Annotated in this window: 19 protein-coding genes; 10 read left to right on the top strand and 9 right to left on the bottom strand. The window is 44.7% G+C overall.

Features of this window, described 5'->3' with window-relative positions:
- Positions 1-2: 2 nt before the first annotated feature.
- Positions 3-263, bottom strand: a complete 261-nt coding sequence (locus tag B2P60_RS00455) for a DUF4212 domain-containing protein (RefSeq protein ID WP_193004696.1) — start codon at positions 261-263, stop codon at positions 3-5.
- A gap of 886 nt (positions 264-1,149) precedes the next feature.
- Between B2P60_RS00455 and B2P60_RS00450 the strand changes: the two genes are divergently transcribed.
- The gene (locus B2P60_RS00450; RefSeq protein WP_230709924.1) at positions 1,150-2,646 is read left to right on the top strand and encodes an alanine/glycine:cation symporter family protein; all 1,497 of its coding nucleotides are present in this window, start codon (positions 1,150-1,152) and stop codon (positions 2,644-2,646) included.
- Between the two features lie 127 nt (positions 2,647-2,773).
- Here B2P60_RS00450 and B2P60_RS00445 read toward each other — a convergent pair whose 3' ends face one another.
- Positions 2,774-4,411: an electron transfer flavoprotein-ubiquinone oxidoreductase gene (locus B2P60_RS00445; protein ID WP_193004708.1), complete on the bottom strand. Its 1,638-nt coding sequence runs from the start codon at positions 4,409-4,411 to the stop codon at positions 2,774-2,776.
- A gap of 600 nt (positions 4,412-5,011) precedes the next feature.
- Here B2P60_RS00445 and B2P60_RS00440 point away from each other — a divergent pair.
- The 4 genes from B2P60_RS00440 to B2P60_RS00425 all read left to right on the top strand — a co-directional run bounded on the left by B2P60_RS00440 (position 5,012) and on the right by B2P60_RS00425 (position 8,639).
- On the top strand, positions 5,012-5,686 hold the full coding sequence (locus B2P60_RS00440) for a DUF1285 domain-containing protein (protein ID WP_286738851.1): 675 nt from the start codon (positions 5,012-5,014) through the stop codon (positions 5,684-5,686).
- 196 nt (positions 5,687-5,882) lie between these two features.
- Positions 5,883-6,926, top strand: coding sequence for a glutamate racemase (murI, locus tag B2P60_RS00435; RefSeq protein ID WP_286738850.1), 1,044 nt, complete (start codon positions 5,883-5,885; stop codon positions 6,924-6,926).
- A 164-nt stretch (positions 6,927-7,090) separates the two neighbouring features.
- Positions 7,091-8,080 (top strand): DUF4062 domain-containing protein, encoded by a 990-nt coding sequence (locus B2P60_RS00430; protein WP_198334872.1) that lies wholly within the window; start codon positions 7,091-7,093, stop codon positions 8,078-8,080.
- 259 nt (positions 8,081-8,339) lie between these two features.
- Positions 8,340-8,639 carry a hypothetical protein gene (locus B2P60_RS00425; RefSeq protein WP_193004692.1) on the top strand — a complete coding sequence of 100 codons (300 nt, stop codon included), beginning with the start codon at positions 8,340-8,342 and terminating at the stop codon, positions 8,637-8,639.
- A 145-nt stretch (positions 8,640-8,784) separates the two neighbouring features.
- Here the strand turns inward: B2P60_RS00425 and B2P60_RS00420 are convergent, their stop codons facing one another.
- From B2P60_RS00420 to msrA, 3 genes are all read right to left on the bottom strand, one after another.
- On the bottom strand, positions 8,785-10,257 hold the full coding sequence (locus B2P60_RS00420) for a lytic murein transglycosylase (protein WP_414706610.1): 1,473 nt from the start codon (positions 10,255-10,257) through the stop codon (positions 8,785-8,787).
- A gap of 371 nt (positions 10,258-10,628) precedes the next feature.
- Entirely contained in the window at positions 10,629-11,297 is a 669-nt protein-coding gene (gene tmpT / locus B2P60_RS00415) for a thiopurine S-methyltransferase (protein ID WP_286738848.1), read from the bottom strand.
- Between the two features lie 162 nt (positions 11,298-11,459).
- Positions 11,460-11,981: a peptide-methionine (S)-S-oxide reductase MsrA gene (msrA, locus tag B2P60_RS00410; protein ID WP_193004687.1), complete on the bottom strand. Its 522-nt coding sequence runs from the start codon at positions 11,979-11,981 to the stop codon at positions 11,460-11,462.
- A gap of 227 nt (positions 11,982-12,208) precedes the next feature.
- On the opposite strand from msrA, the gene cmoA reads away from it, so the two are divergent.
- Positions 12,209-12,997 (top strand): carboxy-S-adenosyl-L-methionine synthase CmoA, encoded by a 789-nt coding sequence (gene cmoA, locus B2P60_RS00405; protein WP_286738846.1) that lies wholly within the window; start codon positions 12,209-12,211, stop codon positions 12,995-12,997.
- Between the two features lie 82 nt (positions 12,998-13,079).
- A complete protein-coding gene (cmoB, locus tag B2P60_RS00400; protein WP_286738844.1) occupies positions 13,080-14,147 on the top strand; it encodes a tRNA 5-methoxyuridine(34)/uridine 5-oxyacetic acid(34) synthase CmoB in 1,068 nt (355 codons plus the stop codon).
- Positions 14,148-14,213: 66 nt separating this feature from the next.
- Here the strand turns inward: cmoB and B2P60_RS00395 are convergent, their stop codons facing one another.
- Positions 14,214-14,432 (bottom strand): DUF2788 domain-containing protein, encoded by a 219-nt coding sequence (locus tag B2P60_RS00395; RefSeq protein WP_193004684.1) that lies wholly within the window; start codon positions 14,430-14,432, stop codon positions 14,214-14,216.
- 449 nt (positions 14,433-14,881) lie between these two features.
- Here B2P60_RS00395 and argS point away from each other — a divergent pair, with 449 nt between their 5' ends.
- From argS to B2P60_RS00380, 3 genes are all read left to right on the top strand, one after another.
- Positions 14,882-16,711: an arginine--tRNA ligase gene (gene argS / locus B2P60_RS00390; RefSeq protein ID WP_286738843.1), complete on the top strand. Its 1,830-nt coding sequence runs from the start codon at positions 14,882-14,884 to the stop codon at positions 16,709-16,711.
- 64 nt (positions 16,712-16,775) lie between these two features.
- On the top strand, positions 16,776-17,588 hold the full coding sequence (locus B2P60_RS00385; protein ID WP_193004682.1) for an SPOR domain-containing protein: 813 nt from the start codon (positions 16,776-16,778) through the stop codon (positions 17,586-17,588).
- Positions 17,589-17,734: 146 nt separating this feature from the next.
- Positions 17,735-18,829 carry a PTS transporter subunit IIC gene (locus B2P60_RS00380; protein ID WP_193004681.1) on the top strand — a complete coding sequence of 365 codons (1,095 nt, stop codon included), beginning with the start codon at positions 17,735-17,737 and terminating at the stop codon, positions 18,827-18,829.
- Positions 18,830-19,113: 284 nt separating this feature from the next.
- Here B2P60_RS00380 and B2P60_RS00375 read toward each other — a convergent pair whose 3' ends face one another.
- The 3 genes from B2P60_RS00375 to clpP form a co-directional block, all read right to left on the bottom strand.
- Positions 19,114-20,154, bottom strand: coding sequence for an SDR family NAD(P)-dependent oxidoreductase (locus B2P60_RS00375; RefSeq protein ID WP_286738841.1), 1,041 nt, complete (start codon positions 20,152-20,154; stop codon positions 19,114-19,116).
- A 271-nt stretch (positions 20,155-20,425) separates the two neighbouring features.
- Positions 20,426-21,700 (bottom strand): ATP-dependent protease ATP-binding subunit ClpX, encoded by a 1,275-nt coding sequence (gene clpX, locus B2P60_RS00370; RefSeq protein ID WP_193004680.1) that lies wholly within the window; start codon positions 21,698-21,700, stop codon positions 20,426-20,428.
- 108 nt (positions 21,701-21,808) lie between these two features.
- A complete protein-coding gene (gene clpP / locus B2P60_RS00365; protein WP_062845552.1) occupies positions 21,809-22,483 on the bottom strand; it encodes an ATP-dependent Clp endopeptidase proteolytic subunit ClpP in 675 nt (224 codons plus the stop codon).
- Positions 22,484-23,096 lie beyond the last annotated feature (613 nt).

Here is a 23,096-nt window from a genome sequence, read left to right as displayed (position 1 = left end):
GGCTATTCCTCGTCTACACCGTATTGTTTATCTAACTTATTCATACGCCAAGCGTAGAAGAAAATTAAAATGATAAATACCCCAATGGATCCTTGTTGAGCGAACCAAAAGCCCAAATCGGTCCCACCGATTCTAATACCTGCTAAAAGAGGACGTAATAAAATTCCAAACCCGTAAGAGCATAGCGCCCAAATAATCAGGCTGCCTAAAATGAGACGGACATTGGCACGCCAATAACCGGATGGATCGTTGTGGTTTTCCATAGGACAACTCCTTTTGTCTACCTAAAATACAATTGTTGGTCTAACCCTAATAAATTACGATGATTTGGCCCTTATCGATTGCGACGACATTATCTCTACAGCAAAAACTTTGCTTGATAGACAGCCAATACCAAGTAATCCAACAGCGTTAACACAAACAACAATATGAGAGAGGCTTTGGCTATTTTTTATCACTTAAATTGTCATAAAAAATAGATAGGTACTGCTTTATAAAGTAAGAGTTACAAACAGTGAGACCTTTAATGGGTAACTATAAACACGCGTATTTAACCTGTTGTGTTTGCAAACAATCACTCAATAGTCAGGTATCGCATTGGTCACTTTGATTAAGACTGCCATGTAAAAGGCACAGGGTTTATCGAGGAAGAAAGAGGAGGTAGGACAGTCCGCTGTCTTTTTCGCAATCTTGTCTTCCTGACAAGCATCTTAAAGTTTTTAATGCTTTCACCATTCATGCAGATTATTGAATGGTTAATCTACACTAACATTGATAAAATCGTTTTATCAACAATAAAACATAAAAATTATTCATACAAATCAAAGTTTTTTATAATAATTAGTATGTAAGTTGCCACATTAGACGTTGACATCATGGTGATAGTACGTAAACGGTCTAGTTTGTGCTATTAAATTGTTACTCAATACATTCTATAGGATATCAAGTGTAAGTAACATTTATTTTATAAATAAAATTACTGAGTTAATAACCAAACGTGATGGTTGTAGACAACCTTATAACTATAGAATGCACGTGACATTTTGATCTCCGCCATTTTAAGTACGCGTTTTTAAGGTTAGAATTGGGCGACAACGATATCAATAAGACATACAAGCAAGATATATAAAGGGTAAATGAGGAGTCCGTATGAGCGAAGGGGTAGCAGGTTGGTTTAATAACATCGTAAATTACGGTGTTGGTATTATCTGGGGAAACAATGATTGGTTGATCGCGAGTAATCCTTGGTACGGACTGTTAATGTTCTTACTGATTGGTGCTGGCCTGTATTTCACCGTGGTCACACGGTTTATCCAGTTCCGTCATTTTGGTCACATGTGGCAATTGTTACGTGTCTCCAATCAAGGGCGTAAAGATGGTGGTATCAGCTCGTTTGAGGCCTTGATGACATCGTTAGCGGCGCGCGTTGGGACCGGTAATCTGGCAGGGGTCGCGATTGCGATTTATCTCGGTGGTCCAGGGGCGGTATTTTGGATGTGGATGACAGCGATCGTTGGTATGTCGACCAGCTTTATCGAATCCACCTTAGCACAGGCGTACAAAGTCCCACACAATGATAATGTCTACCGCGGTGGACCTGCTTATTATATTGAAAAAGGTCTCGGTAAGCGTTGGTTGGCCATATTTTTCTCAGTGTGCCTGCTCGTGGCTTTTGGTTTGGCGTTCAACGGTGTACAGTCAAATACCATTGCCCAAGCGACCAATGAAGCCTTTGGGGTGCCAACGTGGATGACGGGCGCGGTCTTGGTGGCCTTAGTTGCGCCAGTGGTCTTCGGTGGATTACGTTCGGTCGCGCGTATCGCGGGTAAAATTGTACCCATCATGGCGATTTTATACATTTTATTGGCCTTATTTATTATTGTCACTAACTTTAGCCAGTTCCCAGCAGCGATTGTATTGATTGTAAAGTCAGCGTTTGGTTTTGAGCAAGCAGCTGGCGGGGTTATTGGTTATGGTATTGCTCAGGCCATGATCAACGGTATCAAGCGTGGTTTGTTTTCGAATGAAGCCGGTATGGGTTCAGCGCCAAATGCTGCTGCAACGGCGAAGAGTCATCCTGATCATCCCGCTGTGCAAGGGTTTATGCAAATGCTGGGGGTGTTTATGGATACCCTTATTATCTGTACAGCAACTGCGTCCATCATTATTTTATCTGGCGTGGTCGATCCAAATGTTGAGCAAGAAGGTATTCAGCTCACTCAGTTGGCCTTATCGCAGTATGTTGGTGATTTAGGCATTATCTTTGTCGCGATTGCTATTTTCTTCTTTTCGTTTACCTCCATCATTGCTAACTATAGTTATGGTGAATCGAACCTTGAGTTCATCTCTGGCACCAAAAATGCCAAAGTCATGATCATGATATTCCGCTTTATGGTGCTGGGCATGGTGTTTGTCGGTGCCGTTGCCAGTTTGCCAGCGATCTGGAACTTCGCCGATTTATCGATGGGGCTGATGGCCTTGGTCAACTTAGTGGCTATTTTAATGTTGTCTCCTGTGGCGCTGAGAATATTGCGTGACTACGAGCGTCAAGTGAAAGAAGGCAAAACAGGCGATCAAATCAAATTTGACCCTGATGATTTTGTGAAGTTAAAAGATGAAGCCAATCGTGATGCTTGGACGGATTAAGCTGAAAAACTCATATTGATGGTTAAACGTATCAGTATAAAAAAGCGCCCTTCTTTTATATAAAAGAAGGGCGCTTTTTATTGGCGTGCTGTTACTGTCTTAAAACAAGCATTATCGCAGTTGCGATTTACATGTTTGGATAGTTAGGACCACCGCCGCCTTCTGGTGTTACCCAAGTAATATTCTGCGAAGGGTCTTTGATGTCACAGGTCTTACAATGGACACAGTTTTGGGCATTGATGACGAACTTGGCGCCCTCAGCGTCTTTTACCACTTCATAGACACCAGCTGGACAGTACAAACGTGCAGGCTCAGCATACAACGGTAAGTTGATTGATACAGGTACCGTCGGGTCGGTCAATTTTAAATGCGTCGGCTGATCTTCAGCATGGTTGGTGTTAGAGATAAAGACCGATGACAATTTATCAAACACCAATTTACCATCAGGCTTTAGGTAGGTTGGTTGATAAGCATGATTGGCACGTTCTAGTTGATCATAGTCTGGGCGATTGTCATGTATGGTAAATGGCATCTTACCTTTTAGCAGGTTGTGCTCAATAAAGATAAAAGCGCCACCCATGAACTGGCCCATACGGTGCATCGCAGGTGAGAAGTTGCGCGACTCGTAATTGTCTTGATAGAGCCATGACTCTTTATACATCGTGCTATAGGCAACGACTTCGTCATGTTGACGATCTGCTTGCAGTGCCTCAAAGATAGCTTCGGCTGCTAGCATACCTGACTTCATCGAGGTATGGGTGCCTTTGATTTTGGCTGGGTTCAAAAATCCAGCATCATCACCGACCAATACGCCACCTGGGAAGGTAAATTTTGGTAATGAGTTCAAACCACCTTTAGTCAGCGCACGCGCGCCGTAAGAAATACGCTTACCGCCTTCTAGCACCTCTTTGATGACAGGGTGAGTTTTTAAGCGTTGCATCTCATCAAATGGAGACATGTATGGGTTGTGATAAGACAAGTCAGCGACCAGACCAAAGCTTACTTGGTTGTTTTCATCGAAGTACAACCACCAACCACCGGTAGAGCCAGTTTCTGTTAATGGCCAGCCAAGACCGTGCATGACCACGCCTTGCTCGTGTTTTTCTGGCGCAACTTCCCACAGCTCTTTTAGACCGATACCATAGTGCTGAGGGTCAGAGTCTTTATCAAGACCAAAACGGCTGATTAAGCGTTTGCCCAAATGACCGCGGCTGCCTTCGGCAAAGATGGTGTACTTGGCCAGTAGCTCGTAACCAGGCTCAAAGCTAGGCTTCGCTTCGCCATTGGCGGCCACACCCATATCACCTGTTAAGATGCCTCTGACTGAACCATCGTCGTTATACAAGATATCATCGGCAGGGAAACCTGGGAACATCATGACTTCAAGCTCTTCTGCCTGTACGGCCAACCAGCGAACCACATTACCCAGCGAGACAATATAGTTACCGTTATTGTGCATCGGACCTGGAATTAATGAATCAGGCACTTTGGTAGAGCGCGTGGCTGAGTTTAAGTAGTAGAAGCGATCTTCGGTTGCTGGCACGTTAAGTGGCGCGCCTTTTTCTTTCCAGTCTGGGATCAGCTCGTTCAAAGCACGTGGCTCGATGACGGCGCCAGACAAGGTATGCGCACCGAACTCAGAGCCTTTTTCAACCACACAAACCATAAATTCATCATTGCCAGCTTTAATCGCGAGCTGACGTAGACGGATGGCAGCAGAGAGACCAGCAGGTCCACCACCGACGATGATGACATCGAACTCCATTGATTCACGTTCGATCTCAGGCTCTGGTGCGACAGGCTCTACTACTGGCTCTGGCGCTTTTTCCGCAGCAACTGTTTCAGTTATTTGCTCTTCTTGAGTCGCAGCTGTTGGCTCTGCCGTCTCTGTTGCTACTGGCGTGCCCGTATTCACAGTGTCACCATCCATGACTGGCTTTTGATTGTCTTGCTCTTGCATACCTACTCCTAAACTTTTAGTGGCTTATCTCAGGGCATCATTAGCTTAACAATTAAATAATAGATTTGCGGCGCTAACGCTACTCAGACATATGGCTGCCCGATAAAAACTGCCTTTGTGACATCAGTTGACCACGTTGCTGTTAAGGTCAATTATTTAAAGACATTAACCTATGACGTAAAATGTGTCATTAACACAACACCCACTTGACCAATTCAATAAAAAATCGTTACTCATTATAAAAGAAAAGTCTTACAAACACGATACGCATTTATGAGTATCGGTGTTAAGGTAAGTTCAAGATAATAAGGGTATTGACGTAATATGGTTTCATCATACCCGAAACTAAAATTTATAGTAATAATAGATTTGCCAAACTTTGAACACTAGGTAAAGGATGACAAGATGAATAACGATAATAAAAGCATCACGGAAAATGATAGTAGTGTGGCTAACTCCCCAAACGACAAGGTATCCAACCTAAATAGTATGGAAGCACTCAGTCACTATCTAAAGTCTACTGCTGGTGAGCGGGCAGGTCGTGCCATACCGCCACTAGAAAAGTGGCACCCTGAGAGTGTGGCGGATATGGACTTAGTCATAAAGGCAAACGGGGAATGGTGGCATGAAGGGGGACAGATGACCCGTGAGTCATTGGTGAGCTTATTTGCCACTATTTTATGGAAAGAAGAAAATAACGGCAAGACTGAGTACTTCTTAAAGACACCTGTACAAAAAATCCGTATCCAAGTCGAGGACGCGCCATTACTGATCAACGATGTGGGTATAGTCTATGAAGGCGATACCAGTTGGTTGGAATTTACGACGACGACGGGCGATGTGCTACGGTTAGATGAAGAGCACCCCATCATGTTAAAGACGTACAGTAATCAGGAAGCCGCAGTCGAGGCGCAAGTACGGCCTTATATGCCTGTGAGAAATGGTTTAACCGCACTTATCGGTCGCAATACTTTTTATCATTTGACCGAAATTGGCGAGCTGACCGAACAAAACGGCGAGACGACTCTCACCTTACAAAGTGGTGGTAAGTCTTATCAGCTGTCGATGCCAGCCAACTAAGGATTCGTCACTATTTAGAGAACCATTTAAAGCAACTGATGAACAGCAATTTATTCATTGCAATCCACTGTATAGGTACTATAATTTTTTACGGAACGATTTGCTAGCTACACGCTGCATCGTATTTAACGCACTTATCAGTGGCTAACTCGTATTAAGATGATGATATGTATATAAAAGTAGCGGTAGCGTAACGATGGATAATATCGTAGGTAATGCCAGCAATGTGGTTGAAAAAGGGACAGAAACTGTGAGTGGTAAGGCTTTGATGGAGGCTACCACGGCAAAAATAGGGACCAATAAAGCGGATATTAATAAATTTGCTGTTCAGACGGCTTTGACAAATAAAGACCGCAGCGCCCCAATTGGGTTGTTTGACTCTGGCATTGGTGGTTTATCCATTTATCTACATTTAGCCCAGCAGCTACCTGCCGAGCGTTATGTTTATTATGCCGACACCCTAAATGTACCCTATGGCAGTCGTGATAGTGATGATATTGAAGCCTTGACCCTCACGGCAGTAGAGTGGCTGTATAAGCAGGGCTGTAAACTCATCGTCATTGCTTGCAATAGTGCCTCAGCCTACGCGTTGGAGACCGCAAGGCGGTGTTATCCTCAGCTGCCCATCGTAGGTTTAGTGCCTGCTTTGAAACCCGCAGTACTGGCGAGTAAAAGTGGCCGTGTGGCGGTATTGGCGACTAAGGCAACCTTGAATGGGTCATTGCTTAATGAGGTTATCAACCACTTTGCTCACCCCAATAACGCGGCAGTCATCAAGTATTTTGATCCCCAACTGGTGCCGTGGGTAGAAGCAGGGATGCCAGAACAGGATGACACAGCGCTACGCTTACGCCAGCAGCTACACACATTTGCGAATGATGGGGTAGATCAGTTGGTGCTAGGCTGTACGCATTATCCGTTTTTTAAAGCGTTTTTATTAGAAGAGATTGCCCAGCAGCAATTATCGATACAGGTAGTGGATTCTGGGCAAGCGATTGCTGAGCGAGTCAAGCAGCTGTTGGTGGCAAATCAAATGTCTGCACGCTCTGATAATGAAACAGAGGGGCGTTATTTAGACAGTAGTGGGGCAGATAATAGTCTATCAAAGCCGTTGAACCATACTAAGGACGGCAAGCAACTCCCACTAACTTTTTATGCCACAAAATCTGATGATAAACTGGACGTTTTAATAGAGCGTCTGCTGGGTAAAAAGGCAGCGTTGCAATACTACTCTAAATAGCCGCTATTGATATTGATTCAATCAATTCCATAACCTAAATAGTGATTTAATCAAATAAATTGAGCTCATCTTTGTAGGATTATGCTAGGCTGTGCCCAGCAAGATATTTGTGCTGTACTTGATATCATACTCTTTTATGCCACGACCTAAGTTTAGAGGTAACTGTGTCAAACTGTCGCTATCATATTCATGTCATATGCGCTGACAATGATCAATTGCTGGTCTTAGACAGCTTATCGATCTTCTTTCAGTCTCGTGCGTTCTTAACCCATGATGTGTCGAGTAAACTACCAAAAGCGTCACTATATGGGCGCCAATGCATTGACTCTTGCGATTATGCGTTGATGATCATCGGAGACAGCTACGGTACGGTACAAAAAACGGGTGTTAGCCAGATGCATTTGAGTTATTTAAATGCCAAAGCCAAACTCAAACCTTTACTGATATTCATCAAAAACCATCATCAGGATGCCAATATCAGTCGGCAACTACAAGAATTCATTAAATCAGTGACTCGGCAAGACAACGAGCTCTATTATTATGATACAGAAAATGACATCGAGCAATTACTTGTACAAGCTTATTATAATGTCGTGAGTAATCATAAAGTGTCTGGTGGTTGGGTAAGAGCCAGCGAGGAGATGATCAAGTTTAGCCAGCAAACGGTGGCCGAAAGATTTGCCGATCTTTTAGCGACTAATAAAGCCAATAACCAAGACAGCAACGCTGATGATGAACTCATAGCAGATAAAGTTAGTAGACCCATTGTGTTAATGGAAGCCTTTGACGTTAAATATAGCGCACAAGCTTATGAAGGCGGCAACTTAACAGACGTCTCTAGAACCATGCTGCTAACGTGGCGAGAGATATTGGTGGTACTAATGAACATTCCGTCACCCTTTTCCAGTTATGGATTGCAAAACGCTATTAACCGCTTAATAGCATCAAAAGCTGAGCGAGACATTAAAAAAGACATGCCAAATGTCCACGCCGTCTCACGCTGCCAAATTTTCCAAGATGATCTAAACAATCTGCAACGCCAGCTGGTGGCTGCAAGTTGGATCCAGCTAACCACCTACGGTACTCGAGTCTCACAAGAGCTTTGGAAATTGACCGCTTATGCAAAAAACCTATTAAGTAATGAAGATATCTAACCTTAACCATCAAAATTGAATGCGAATGGTGTTGGGCTTCTCCCGCTTAATAAAGCTAAGCATCATATCGGTTATAAAATCTCGTCTGCGCCTATGACTACGTTTTGTAATACAAAGCATACGCGTCAATGGTTGTGAATCTAAGCAAGACTGGTAATAATAGAATAAAGCAGCGAGTAATATAGAGATGCCTCATTTATATTAAAATTACAACCAGACAGACCGTACAATCATACTGACCAATTAAGGAGAGCGCATAATGAGTAACGCTAAAAATGATGAGTTAAAAAGAGAGCTTGATGGCCTAGAAAAATCTATGCATGATGCGGATCAGTTTCACACCTTAGAAGAGCAAGTGGCAGATATGAAACGTCGCGGCATCGATCCGAGTCAAGTATATAAAGAGATGGATAGAAAAGAAGAGGATGAAGATTGGGGCGATGCCACTTGGAAAGAAAATGGCAAATGGGAACCAAAAACGCCTGCTGATTTAGATGAAAAAGCCCGTGAAAACTGGAATGGTGATAACGGCAAGCCAAATCCGCCCCCTATCGTCTAAATGTATATTGAAGCGTTGTGGTTTAAATATTAAAGTTGCTAGATAAGTGATATTAGAAAATAACGCTCATAAAAAGGCCACGCTATGGTTAGCGTGGCCTTTTTGGTGCAACTATGAATGCACTTATCACTGGTTCGATCGGGTACTACAAACCTTCATCGATACGGACAAGCTTTACGACACCATCAGCACCCGTGACCCGGCGATAGCGTGTGTTGCCAGAGCGTGAAGGTTGAGCAGAGGGCTGTGTTGAGTAAGTAGTAGGATTGGCCGTTTGTTGCTGGATCAGTTGTCCCATGCGATCGGCAGGGGCAGGATTCAAGGACTGGCTATTTTCTGGTTGGCCGTACTGATTACCGTATTGTGAGCTGCTAGGAGTCATGCTACCTATGATAGTGCGGTAGAACTTTTGCCCGGCACGGCCATCGGCTGGAAAAATACCGCGGCTAGTTTGGTATTGCTGGATAGCAGTGCGGGTATTATCACCGATGATGCCATCAACACCGCCAATATCGTAACCGGCGTTTAGCAATGCCTGTTGAATATCTTTGGCTTGCTGGCGACTGATACCAGGATCATCTGTTGGCCAAGCGGTTACAAAATCAGTCTTGCTGCTGTCTTCACGCGTGATTAAGTCAGATAGGTGGGCGATTGCCAATGCGTAGTTTTCTGACGCATTGTACGAATAAAACGTGTCAAAGTTTTTGCCGACCAAAAATGCAGGGCCTTCCATTCCAGCGGGTAACAATAAGCCTGCGCGGCTCAAGTCGTAAGGTAGCGGGCTACCGTTGGCAAGCGTGATACCTTGATTGCGCCAATGACTGATAGATTTTTTATCTTTGCGGTTAGAGGCGGCCCAAAAGCCGTTAGGTAGCTTGACTTCATATCCCCAAGGCTCGCCTGTACGATAGCCACGTTTGTCTAAAAAGTTAGCGGTAGAGGCGAGCGCATCGGGCACGCTATTCACCAAATCACGACGACCATCGCCATCAAAATCAACGGCTAGCTCTAAAAAGGTGCTTGGCATAAATTGCGTCTGCCCAAAGGCACCTGCCCACGAGCCTGTCATATCGCTTGGCGCAATATCACCGTTTTGCACGATTTTTAGCGCGTTGGCGTACTCACCTTGGAAATAGCTTTGCCGACGATCAAAACACGATAGGGTCGCCAAGGACTCAAATAAGGGTTTTTTGCCCAGTGTCTGACCAAAGTTGGACTCCACTCCCCAAACCCCAAGTACGTGCTCTGCCTTTATCCCATAACGTGATTCAATTTGGCGGAGCGTGTCGCCCCACTGACGCTTCGCCCGAATACCATCTTCGACCCGCTCTTTATCCACGAGTGCTGAGAGATAATCCCACACGTCTTTTTGAAACTCCGGCTGATAGTTGAGTGATTGGATCACGCTAGGATCAGGCTGGCTGGGACGATAGTTGTTAAAGGTAAAACTATCGACACCGCGGAATTTGCTAGAATTTTTTAAGCCATCCAGACATTGTTGGAATTCAGCGTTAGATAAGTCTGGGGCTGGTGGCCTAGCAGCTTGAGCAGTACTGGCAAGGCTGATGCTAACAGCCATACTAAGCAGCGATAAAGTAGAGAGGGGAGTCAAACGCATGAAAATATCCTATAAACATCAAAGTAGGTAGTAGAAAGTAAAGAAGGAAAAAATGACTTTAACTTAGAGTAACCAATCTAAACAGTAAAGAAAAGCGAACGAAGTACCACGGTTATAAATGGTTACTATAAGCTGACGTTACCGTGAGATTCAGAGAAGTTTTGGGAAAGATAGCCGTTTAATCAGTATCAAATTCTTAAAAGTCTGATAATAGAAAACTATAGTTGAAAAGTTAAAATAGGTACAGCGCTACTGGTATTTAATTGCCCTTGCGTGCTGTGCCTATGCCGCTCGATGCTACGCGAAATCAATACCAGTCGCACGTGGCATAATATGTGCCAGTTTTATTTAGGATTGATTATATCTACCTATTACTCACTCAATAACCAAACCTGCTCGGAAACTGTTAGGTCAGGCGCAGAACCAATAGCGGCAGGCTCACGTGCCAACTCGGTAATTTGATAACGACTGCCATAATACTGCTGCACTTGTTCACAGCTGACAGAGAATGGCGGACCATCCTTTTTACTTTGATCATAGTTAAGGGTGATTACCAACTGTGGGACGGTGCCGCTAAGCAGGCATACTTGCTCACTATATTGTGTACGCATATCGGCTGGCAGGGCAATCAATGCTGCTTTGTCATATACCGCATCGATAGAGCCAATATCTGTGGAGGTCAGCGCAAAGATATCAGCGACCCATAAGGTAATAGTTCGCTTAGTCTCGCTATCTCCCAGCTCTCCTTGATAACATTTAATCTCGGGATTTTCTGCATGCTGATATATGGTGGGCTGGATGTTTTGTTCAGCAAAGAACGCTTGCACAGCTGACTCAACCAATTCAACACCCACCACGTCATAACCTTGTGCTGACAGCCACACCATATCAATTGATTTGCCGCATAAAGGTACAAAGACGCGGCTACTAGCTGGCAAATTTAACGCTGACCAATATTTTATTAATAGCGAATTGACCTCAGACTGATTAAAGCCAATGCGTTTTTCTTGCCAACGATTTTGCCAAAATTCAGGGTTCATAATGTAAGCCTATCAGTAAGTGTTGTTATCATAAGTCATTCTTTGATTTTCAGTCCGTTATCATAACGGTTTATATAAGAATGTTTAACACAAAAAAGCCAAACGCCTATTGTATAAGCGTTTGGCTGCCAGTAAACATGATATTTTTGTCCAGTCAATCGTTTAGCTGACCATGTATTGACTAAATTCTTTGCGCAGTTTGGCCAGTTTTGGCGGTATGGCAAAGTTACAATAGGCTTGACCTGGATTTCTATTAAAGAAATCTTGATGGGTTTCTTCTGCTTTATAAAACTCAAGGGCAGGGTGCACTTCTGTGACGACATTGATACCCATGTCACGCAGTTTGTTAATCGTGCGGTCGATGGTGGGCTTTTGGTCTTCATCGGTGTAAAAGACGACGCTGCGATACTGACTGCCGACATCATTACCTTGACGATCCATGGTGGTGGGGTCATGGGTCGCAAAGAAAACATCAAGGATCACTTCTAATGGGACGACAGACTCATCAAATTCGACTTTGATGACTTCGACGTGTCCGGTGTTACCGCTACAGACGGCTTCATAATTAGCAGAGACAGCATCGCCGCCCATATAGCCTGATACCACAGACTGCACACCTTTCACGGATAAAAATACCGACTCGGTGCACCAAAAGCAGCCGCCACCTAATATAATGGTTTGCATAATTTATTCCTATTTTTATAAGTATATAACACGGGTTGAGTATGATTCGTACACTCAGCAAGACCTCTTTAGCTTAGCAGGGCATCTGCTAGCGCTAAGTAACAAACAGTAATGTTATAATGGGCTTTTGCTATCTTCGCAAGCTTTTACAGAACGATTAATAGCGTTAAGCAACACTGATACCTACTTCCTAACTTCAGTTTTATTTTCAAAGAAAGAGTCGCCCCATGAGCCAGTCCAATCCTGCTACCGTTAAACATGATACCTTATTCGACAAACCGTTTACCACGCCACTGGATAAGGCCGCGCGTTTTTCCTTTGATGAGCAAGTGGTGGCGTGTTTTCCCGATATGATTCGTCGTAGTGTTCCGGGTTATGGGCAGGTATTAGCCATGCTGCCCATATTTGCCCGTCGTCACTGTAAGTATCGCCAACAGAGCGATAGCAGTCAGCGTGTCAGCCGAATTTATGACTTGGGCTGTTCATTGGGCGCCGCCAGTATGGCGCTGGCTGGCGAGTTTGACCCACAAGATTTACAGATCAAAGCGATTGATATCTCACCCGCTATGACGACTGAAGCAACCGCCTTATTAAGTGATAACTATCCTGCGCATGATATAGAAGTCATGACAGCGGATATTCGCGATGTTGAGTTTGAGCCGTGCGACATGGTGATTTTAAACTTGACGTTACAGTTTTTGCCAGTCGCTGATAGGGTGGCGGTGTTAGAGAAAATTTATGCCGCGTTAAGCGAGGGCGGGATATTGGTGCTCACTGAAAAGACCCATGCGTTTGATGAGCAATACGATGCGTGGTTGGTTGAGCGGTATTATGACTTTAAGCGTGCCAATGGCTATACTGAGATGGAAATTAGCGGCAAACGTAATGCGCTAGAAAACGTCCTTATTACCGACACATTAGATGAGCATCACGCGCGACTTGATCAAGTTGGTTTTGCTCGTCATTTGACGTGGTTTCAGTTCTTAAACTTTGTGTCGATTGTGGCGTTTAAATAGTGCTGACGTGACCTTTATATATCACGTCGCTTTTTAAAAACCCCTTTCACACTCTCTTTTGATTCATACGGTATCTGCTTTTATGCTCAACGACACCATCACTCACGCCGAACGCGAACTGTATTTAACCCTATTAGAACTGGCTCAGCAGCAGCCGAGTGCTTATAAATGGCTCACACAACTGCCAACGTGGTTGAATGATATCAAGGATAAGGCCAACTATGCTCATGCGCCTGCTTATCAAGCATCGGTCGCACGTTTGCCAGACTTAACGATTGATAAAGTCAATTTAGATATTGACATACTGACGATTGAAGCGGCGCTGACGGACTCTGAGCGCAAACAAACCACTGCGTTGTTAAAACAGTTGATGCCATGGCGCAAAGGGCCTTTTCAGATTGGTCGTAGTCAGGCCAATAACAGTCAAAATAATAGCGAAAAAAGCGAGCCAATATTTATAGATACGGAATGGCACAGTGATTGGAAGTGGCAACGGGTCGCACCGCATTTAGGCACGTTAAAAGGTCGCCGCGTGTTAGATGTGGGCGGCGGCTCTGGTTATCACGGCTGGCGTATGGCAGGGGCTGGCGCGGACACGGTCATCATCATTGATCCGTCTTGTTTATTTTATCACCAGTTTATGGCGATTCGTCATTTTGTCGGTAGCGCTGACGCTCATGACACAGGCCGTTACCGTACCCATCATATTCCAGTGCCGCTCGAAGCACTGCCTGAGCACAGCCAGTTATTTGATACTGTATTTAGTATGGGCGTGCTCTATCATCGTCAGTCGCCGTTTGAGCATTTACAGCAGCTCAGAGGGCAGCTGGTAAAAGGTGGTGAGCTGGTGCTAGAAACTTTGGTGGTTGAAGGCGACGCCAATACGGTACTGGTACCGCATGACCGCTATGCCCAGATGAATAACGTGTATTTTTTGCCATCAGTAGCAGCGCTAATCGGCTGGCTAGAAAAGGTTGGTTTTACAGAGGTACGCTGCGTCGATGTAGCCGTGACTTCTACCCATGAGCAGCGTAAAACCGAATGGATGAGTTATCATTCGTTGGCAGATTTCTTAGATCCCAATGATGCAACCAAGACCATTGAAGGCTATCCTGCTCCGATGCGCGCAACGCTCATCGCAAAAAAATAAGCAAACCGTTTGTATTAATAAGTAGCGTGTTTAAATAAAAAGAAGGCGAGGAGTAGCGGTTGCTGGTTATATGAACCATCTTTTAAAGGCGACTTCTAGCAATAGCTTGAGCAAAAAGCCTACAAAACCTGCGCCCAGCGCTAAGAAAATCCAAAAAGTACCCGCGCGCCCAGCGTCTGACGTTTTAGAGATATCCCACATGATAAAAAATAAGAACGCGATGAAGATGGGTAATAAAACATACAGTCCCCAACTGGTGATCGTACTGGCAGCAATAGCAAACATGGCATAATCCTATAAAAGTAGTAACGCATCTTCTATCTTTAAGAAGACCAATACAAACGTTCATTATAACGCGGAAGCGAACGGGTATAAACTGCTGCTAAGGGCGAGCAACAGTAACGCTACAATTAGCGTGATTCATTTATCTGTACGAACCGGCGGTATTGGTATTGGTCTATTCGTACCGATTTCATCAGCGTTAGCGTATAGATAGGTCTTTTGGTTCGCCTAGTGATTTAGGTCAGCTAGCATAACCGTAAGATTTTAGTGCTAATTTTGGGGCAAATGGTGCAATAAAGCGCAAAGGTTGTTATATTTACAGGTTACTTATCTTTTTGCATGATTTTATCCCCTACAGTGTCGGTCGCTATTATAATAAGCAGCTATCGACTGCTCGTATTCGTCAAAATTCCGTCTTGTTTTTGTTGTTTATTTAACTGAGTTCAAACCCTATGTCACAAACCCAAATTGATACACTTGCCTCCTTATTTAATGATGCTATTCATACCCTACAGGCAGATGGCATGCTACCGGCTGATTGGCAGAATAACAGCCAAATCACTCGTACTAAAGATCTTAGTCATGGTGATTTTGCCAGTAATATCGCGCTGACTGCTGCTAAGGCGGCCAAAGCCAATCCACGCCAGCTCGCCGAGAAAATCGTCAACGCCCTGCCCAAAAATCAAGACATTCGCCAAGTAGAAATCGCAGGCCCAGGTTTTATTAATGTCTTTTTAAATGCTGAAGCCAAATTTGCTGTATTAGATGATATCTTTACCTTGCAAGATCGTTTTGGTTTAAGCGACCAGTTTGATGGGCAAAAGATACAAGTGGAGTTTGTCTCTGCCAATCCTACGTCTAGTCTGCATGTCGGTCATGGACGCGGTGCCGCATTTGGTATGAGTGTGGCAAACTTGCTAGAGGCGATTGGTTATGACGTTACGCGTGAGTATTATGTCAATGACGCGGGCCGCCAAATGGATATCTTGGCGACCAGTACGTATTTACGTTATTTAGAGCAAAGTGGTGAGCAGGTAACGTTCCCAGTCAATGGCTATCAAGGCGACTATGTCAGTGATATCGCCCAAACGCTAAAAGCGCAACATGGTGATAGCTATGTCCACAGCTTTGCTAAAATTGCTCAAGGCGTGCCAGCAGATGCGCAGTTTGAGACAAATGCTGATGGCGAAAAAACATTGCTCTCAGGTGATAAAGAAGCGCACATTGATGGTCTGATTGCCAACAGTAAAGCGCTGCTTGGTGCTGGCTATGAGCTGTTTTTAAATGCAGCATTGAGTAGTATTTTGGCCGATATTAAAGATGATTTAAATGACTTTGGTGTGAGCTACGAGTGCTGGTTTAGCGAAAGGTCTATTGATAGCGAGATCGAGCCTGTCCTAAAAGTCTTAGATGACAAAGGCTATCTGTACGAAAAAGACGGCAATATTTGGTTTAAGTCGACCGATTTTGGTGATGAAAAAGACCGAGTGGTACGCCGTGCCAACGGTCAATCTACTTATTTTGCCTCTGATATTGCTTACCATAAGAATAAGTTTGACCGTGGCTTTGATAAAGTCATTAATGTTTGGGGTGCCGATCACCATGGTTACGTCCCACGAGTAAAAGCGGCTTTATTAGCCCTCGGTATCGATGCTGAGCGTTTAGATGTGGTGCTCGTGCAGTTTGTAGCCCTATGGCGCGGTAGTGAAAAGGTTCAAATGTCATCACGTTCAGGCAAGTTCGTCACCTTACGTGAACTGCGTCAGGAAGTCGGTAATGATGCGGCGCGTTTTTATTATGTGGCCCGTAAGCCTGAAGTACATGTTGATTTTGATTTGGAGCTTGCCAAATCACAAAGTAAAGACAATCAAGTCTATTATATTCAGTACGCACATGCGCGCGTCTGCCGAGTGTTAGAAAAACTACAAAACAGTGGTTTTGTGGTAGACGATACGATTGGTTTGCAGCAGCAAAACTTGCTCAGCGCCCCCAACGAAGATGAGTTGATTAAACTGCTAGCAGGGTATCCAGCAACGTTACTACGCGCCGCGACCGGCTATGAGCCGCATGTGTTGACCAACTATCTAAAAGATTTGGCTGCTTTGTTCCATGGCTGGTACGACAGCAATCGCATCTTGCCAGTGAGCTTGACCTCAGGTGAGACGCCAAGTACAGACGAGATGGACTTGATGCAAGCGCGTCTGCGTTTGTCTAAAGCGGTCAGGCAAGTATTGGCCAATGGCCTTGGTTTATTAGGGTTGTCTGCACCGTCTAGCATGTAGTATAAATAGACGCTTGAGAGCAATAAATTGATAACAGTTAGATTCAGTAGGGAGAACCAGATCCATGCTAGCCAAAAAACCTAAAGGTGCGACTGAAAAGCGCAAATCGAGTAGCGTGTCAGGCTTATTGTGGATGTTTGTTGGGGCGATATTGACCCTTATGATCGGGGTATTTATATACCTATCCCCATTGTTTGATTTCAGTCCAGCTGACAGCGCCGCTGAAAATGATCGACAGGTAGAACCACGCGTCGATACGGATACTGATAATGGCGATTATGAGTTTTATGATATCTTGCCCAATCAAGAAATGGCCACTATTCCTGATGAAGACATTGCTGAGATGGATAACGATCAAATAGGTGACATTGGTGACTTCGAGCCTGACGTGGTTGTTACCCAACCTGAGGATACGTCAGCCAGTAATGACGATGCGGGTAACTTTGGTATCGGCGAAAGTACCACGATTGAGCCTAGCCGTGGTAACAATGCGGCGACCAGTAGCAGCGATGATATCGTGATCGTGGAAGAAGATGCGACCTATGATGGTTCGACGCCGGCGAGTAGCGGTGGCAGTTCAGCCAATCGGACAAACAACGCAGGTGCAGGTACGGCGAGCGTTCAGGCCGCTAAACCTGCTGCCACTTACATTTTGCAGATCAATAGCTTTGGTGATGCAGATGAAGCCGATCGCCGCCGAGCGCAAGTGCTGATGGCTGGGGTCGACGCGCGGGTGGTTAAAAATACCACGGGTAATGGCTTGCCCATTTATCAGGTAATCTCACGTCCGATGAATAGTCGTCAAGCAGTTACCACTGCCCAGCAGCGCCTGCAAAATAACGGTATTGATTCTATTATCGTTGAACAGCGCCGTTAGACAGAGTGGCTTTTGATAAATTTAGTGGTTTGTGAATAATAGAAAAAGCGTCGCAATGACGCTTTTTTTGTCTCTTATTTTTAGGAGAGTGGTTTGATTCCTTTGGTATAGTGTGTCTTATCAAAATTTCCATAAAGAGTATGGCTATGACTGTATCTAACTTAGTAACACCGCCGGCTGGTACTATAAAATCATTTTTTCAGAAGTATTTTATCGATGCGTTTACTGGCATGGCATTAGGGCTATTTGTCACCTTGATAGCCGGTCTTATCATCTCGCAAATCGGTGGCTGGTTAGATCTTCCAGCATTGGTAGCGGTGGGCAAGCTTGCATCAGTACTAATGGGTGCTGGTATCGGCGTTGGGATTGCTTATTATCTAAAAGCGCCAACGCTGGTCATGCTCAGCTGCTTGGTGGCGGGTATGCTGGGTGCTCATTCTGAAGCGCTGATGGCGGGGACTCTGTTTACGCCGCAAGTGGGTGGGCCTGCGACATTTATGGCTTTACCTGGTAATCCGATAGGGGCGTATTTGACCTCCGTATTTGCCTATCGCGCTGGTACGTGGGTGGCTGGTAGGACCAAATTAGATATTTTATTGGTGCCTCTTGTGGTCTGCGGCATTGCTCTATTGGTCTGTGCCCTACTTAATCCGCCTATCGTCGCGGCTGTGGCTGCGATTGGCCAAGGTATCCATGCTGCCACTGAATTACAGCCGTTATTAATGGGTATCGTCATTGCAGTCGTGGTTGGTATTTTATTGACACTACCGACGTCGAGCGCCGCTATTTGTATCGCTATTGGGCTTGGGGGATTAGCGGGTGGGGCGGCAGTCGTTGGCTGTGCTGCGCATATGATTGGTTTCGCTATCGCAAGTTTTAAAGACAATGGTGTTAGTGGCGTGATATCTCAGGGTTTGGGCACCAGTATGTTGCAAATCCCTAATGTGCTTAAAAAGCCATTGATTCTATTACCTGCGGTCATCGCCAGCGCCATCGTTGGGCCTATCGCAACAGTAGGTTTTGGGCTAGCTTGTACGGCGACAGGTGCAGGTATGGGTACTGCTGGATTGGTTGGGGTGTTTGGCATCATTGAAGCATCGCAAGGAATGATGAGTACGACACAGTTATGGACAGCCATTGTTTTATTGATGTTTGTTTTGCCGGCTATTATTGCTGGCACAGTGGCTTACGTGATGCGCCGTATGGGCTGGTTGGTCGCTGGTGATATGAAATTGCCTTAATTTAATATAGTCGGTTCACTGTAAAAAGGTGACCGTTCTGTTGGTATGAATTTTATGAAGCATCTGTCACGCTTGCGAACAACCAGCGAGGAAAATTTATACCAGTAGAACACCATTAACGGATGTACCACTTTGATTCTGAACTAACGATAACCCTCTAGCATTTCGCCTAACTTGAATGCTCATTACTGGCAACTTACTGTGTAAAAAGCCCTGCTATTTTAAATAGTAGGGCTTTTTTGTGGTAAGAGACTATTAGCAAACATAGTAACAAACACAGATATTTATGATGCAGGACTCGGCTTATCACTGCGCTTCTTACTGCGATGCGGTTTTAATTTACGAGTTACCTTATTGACGCCATTTAGCACTTGACTGTAATGTGAGGGGAATGCTCGTTGTACCGCGTCAACCATTTTGGCGTCATTGCCAATCAAACAGCGAGGCTGGTCGGTCGCTGCCGCATGCAGAATAATCCAAGCTGCGTCGCTGGCATCGAATTTCAACAGCTTGTTAAAACTTTTAATGGCTTTGTCACCAGTGTGCATACCAATATCACTGACGCTGTCATTACCGCGTGCATTATTAGCAATATTGGTTTTGATACCGCCTGGATGGACACAGGTCGCTGAAACGCCGCAGTGCTGTATTTCTAACTCTTGGCGCAAGCTTTCTGTAAAGCCACGGACGGCAAATTTGCTCGAATTATAGGCAGACTGCGATGGTTGGGCGGTCAGACCAAATAAACTTGAGACATTGATGATATGACCATGTTCAGCAAACTGGCGCGGTTTGCTGTCCTTACTCCCATCACTACTATCACTCGTCACTTCGCTTTGTTTGACGCTGTTCTTGATTAAGGGTAAAAACGCCTTGGTGCCATAAACCACGCCCCAAAAATTGATGTCCATCACCCACTCAAGCTCGCTAATGCTACAGCCCTCTACCGTTGAAGACAGTGCCACGCCTGCATTATTAAAGATAAAATTTACTTTGCCGTGATCGCTCATCACGCTATCAGCCCAAGCTTGCACGGCTTTATTGTCTGAAACATCCAGTACGGTCGTTGTGACTTTAATATCGTAACCGACGAGTAACTGTTTGGTCGCAGTCAGCTGCTCACTGTTGATATCAGAGAGCGCAACATGGCAGCCCATTTGTGCCAAATGAATCGCCAGCTCGCGCCCCATGCCAGATCCTGCGCCAGTGATAGCAGCGACATGGTCACGGTAATAAGGGGTAATGTCGTTATTTTGTCTATTGGGTGTATAAAAGGGCAGGTGTTGACGTAACGAAGACGCCATAGCAGTGACATGGTTAAACATAATAAACAATCCTTTGTCTTATTAATAATCGGTATTCATATAGGCCACATGCGATGGAGCATATAAGCCAAAAACGAGCGTGACAGGCTATCTACCTTAGCATGAATGGTATGCATGACTGGTGGCGATTGATAAACGCTGCTGTCATTTTATAATTACTAAACAGCCGCCAAGGCAGACACAAAAAAAGCGTCTGAGCACAGGATGCCAGACGCTTCTTGTATGTTAATAGCCAGTAAATAATAGCTGGCTATATTAACTCAATAAAAAATTAAGCAATTTTTGGAATTTTACCTTCATTAATCACTTCTGCATCAACCATGACGGTTTTGGCGTCTTTCATAGAAGGAAGCTCATACATCGTCTCAAGCAGGGCGTTTTCTACGATAGAACGCAAACCACGAGCACCTGTTTTGCGTTCCATGGCTTTTTTGGCAATCGCATCAAGCGCTTCTTGAGTGAAACTGATTTCAGCGCCTTCCATATCAAAGAGATACTTATATTGCTTAACCAGAGCGTTTTTGGGCTCAGTGAGAATTTGTACTAACGCTTCCTCATCAAGCTCTTGTAGGGCAGCTAGCACAGGCAAACGACCGATCAGCTCAGGAATCAGACCAAATTTGATCAAATCCTCTGGCTCAACTTGCTGCAGCAAATCTGAGCTGCGACGGCTGTCATCTTTTGAGCTGACATCCGCGTTAAAGCCAATACCGCCTTTTTCCGTACGCTGCTGAATGACTTTATCAAGACCGGCAAACGCGCCACCAACGATGATTAAGATGTTGCTGGTATCCACTTGGATAAGCTCTTGCTGTGGATGCTTGCGACCACCATGCGGTGGAATGGCAGCAACGGTACCTTCGATTAGTTTTAGCAGGGCTTGCTGTACGCCTTCACCTGATACATCGCGGGTGATAGAAGGGTTGTCGCCTTTTTTGCTGATTTTATCGATCTCATCAATGTAGATGATGCCTTGCTCAGCTTTGCTCACATCATAGTCTGATGCTTGCAACAGTTTTTGCACGATGTTTTCAACGTCTTCACCGACATAACCCGCTTCGGTCAAAGTCGTGGCATCAGCCATGGCAAAGGGTACATCAAGTAGACGCGCTAGCGTTTGCGCAAGCAGTGTCTTACCAGAACCGGTTGGACCGATCAGTAAGATATTACTTTTGGCCAACTCGACCATCGCATCGTCAGCACCGATCTTGGCTTTTTTGCTGTCACTGGCTAACGTTTGACTCACTTTTAAGCGTTTATAATGGTTATAAACGGCAACAGACAGGGCTTTTTTGGCAGCGTCTTGACCGATGACATACTCATCAAGCTTGGCGCGCAACTCTTTTGGCGTTGGTAGCTTTTTATTGACCCATGAGGTATCAATGTCGCTATCGTCATCACCGTCTTCAGCACTGTCTGCGATTAAATCGGTACACAGCTCAATACATTCATTACAGATATTGGCATCGTCAGCAGCAATCAGCTGCTGTACATCGCTTTTGGCTTTGCCGCAAAACGAGCAATGCGGGGTAGTATCTTCTGCCATAAAAGGCGCTCCTAAAATTTAACGCTTAAAAATATTCTAATGGTTAACACGAATGCCAGCGCTTATACGCCAAGGCATTCGATGCTTAACAAGGTTTTTATCTCAATATTATAAAGAGTCAGGGCGACGCTCTAATACTTCGTCAACCAAACCGTATTCTTTTGCTTCTTGCGCATCTAACCAAAAATCACGCTCAACGTCTTTTTCGATCTTCTCTACTGGCTGCCCCGTACGTTCAGCTAAAATCTGATTTAAGCGAGCACGGGTTTTTAGAATTTCGCGTGCATTGATTTCGATGTCCGTTGCTTGGCCTTGTGCGCCGCCTGATGGTTGGTGAATCATCACACGCGCGTTGGCGAGTGAATAGCGCTTGCCTTTTTGACCTGCGGCCAACAAGAATGAACCCATGCTATAAGCACCGCCCATACAGATGGTTGACACTTCAGGCTTGATAAAGTTCATGGTATCAAAAATGGCCAATCCCGCACTCACTGAACCGCCTGGCGAGTTGATATACAAGTGAATGTCCTTGTCAGGGTTTTCAGCTTCTAAGAATAGCAGCTGGGCGACAATGAGGTTGGCCATGTGGTCTTCGACTTGACCGGTCAAAAAGATCACACGCTCACGCAATAGGCGTGAGAAAATATCAAAAGAGCGTTCACCGCGTGATGATTGCTCAACGACCATCGGGACTAAGGCAGCTTGTGTGTTTTGCACTTCATTGTGCGCACTCATTAGCATATCGAAATGTGGATTGGCAGTGATGCGATCATAATCTGTCATAAAAATGTCCTGTTTATAAGTACATAAGATAAAGGGCGAAAGGTCAGCAAACGGCGAAGCTTTTATTGGTGTTTATCATTATAAATACTGCCGCTCGTTAATAAAACCAACTAGAGTCCATGGTATGACCTAGAGGCCGCTAAAAATAGTTGAGCCAATGGTAACTTTTTTATGGGGGCAATAGTAATCTTTTCATGTGAAAAATGACTTTCTATTAATAACATGAGTGACTCCCTATTAATAAGGCGTCTGTACACGTTTATCAAGGGGGTTATCTATAAACTACTCATAAAGATAGCCCATAAGCCGCCAATAAAAATGCCTTAACAAAGCGTCCGAGAATTTTAGGTTCTATCATCAAGGAGTGCCTGATAACGGCAATCTACTGGCTTAAATATCTTGCTGCTGCTGATTATTGTAGCTGATATGACGGGATAGCAAAAATAGAGAAAATGGTAAAAGATGGTGCAGCCATAGGGGTGCATTGTGCAGTTTTGGTGCAGAAAAGTATGACTCTAAAAATATTCGTATCGCTGAACAGTTTTTGAAGGGATATTAAAACAAATTGGGTGCTGAGTGAAAAATATGTATAGCCAAAATCTATGCAATATCA

This window comes from Psychrobacter sp. UBA3068 (assembly GCF_002366815.1).
In the GTDB taxonomy this organism is placed as follows: Bacteria; Pseudomonadota; Gammaproteobacteria; order Pseudomonadales; family Moraxellaceae; genus Psychrobacter; species Psychrobacter namhaensis.
The sequence above is the reverse complement of the archived record's forward strand: the minus strand, read 5'-3'. Positions and strand labels throughout refer to the sequence as shown.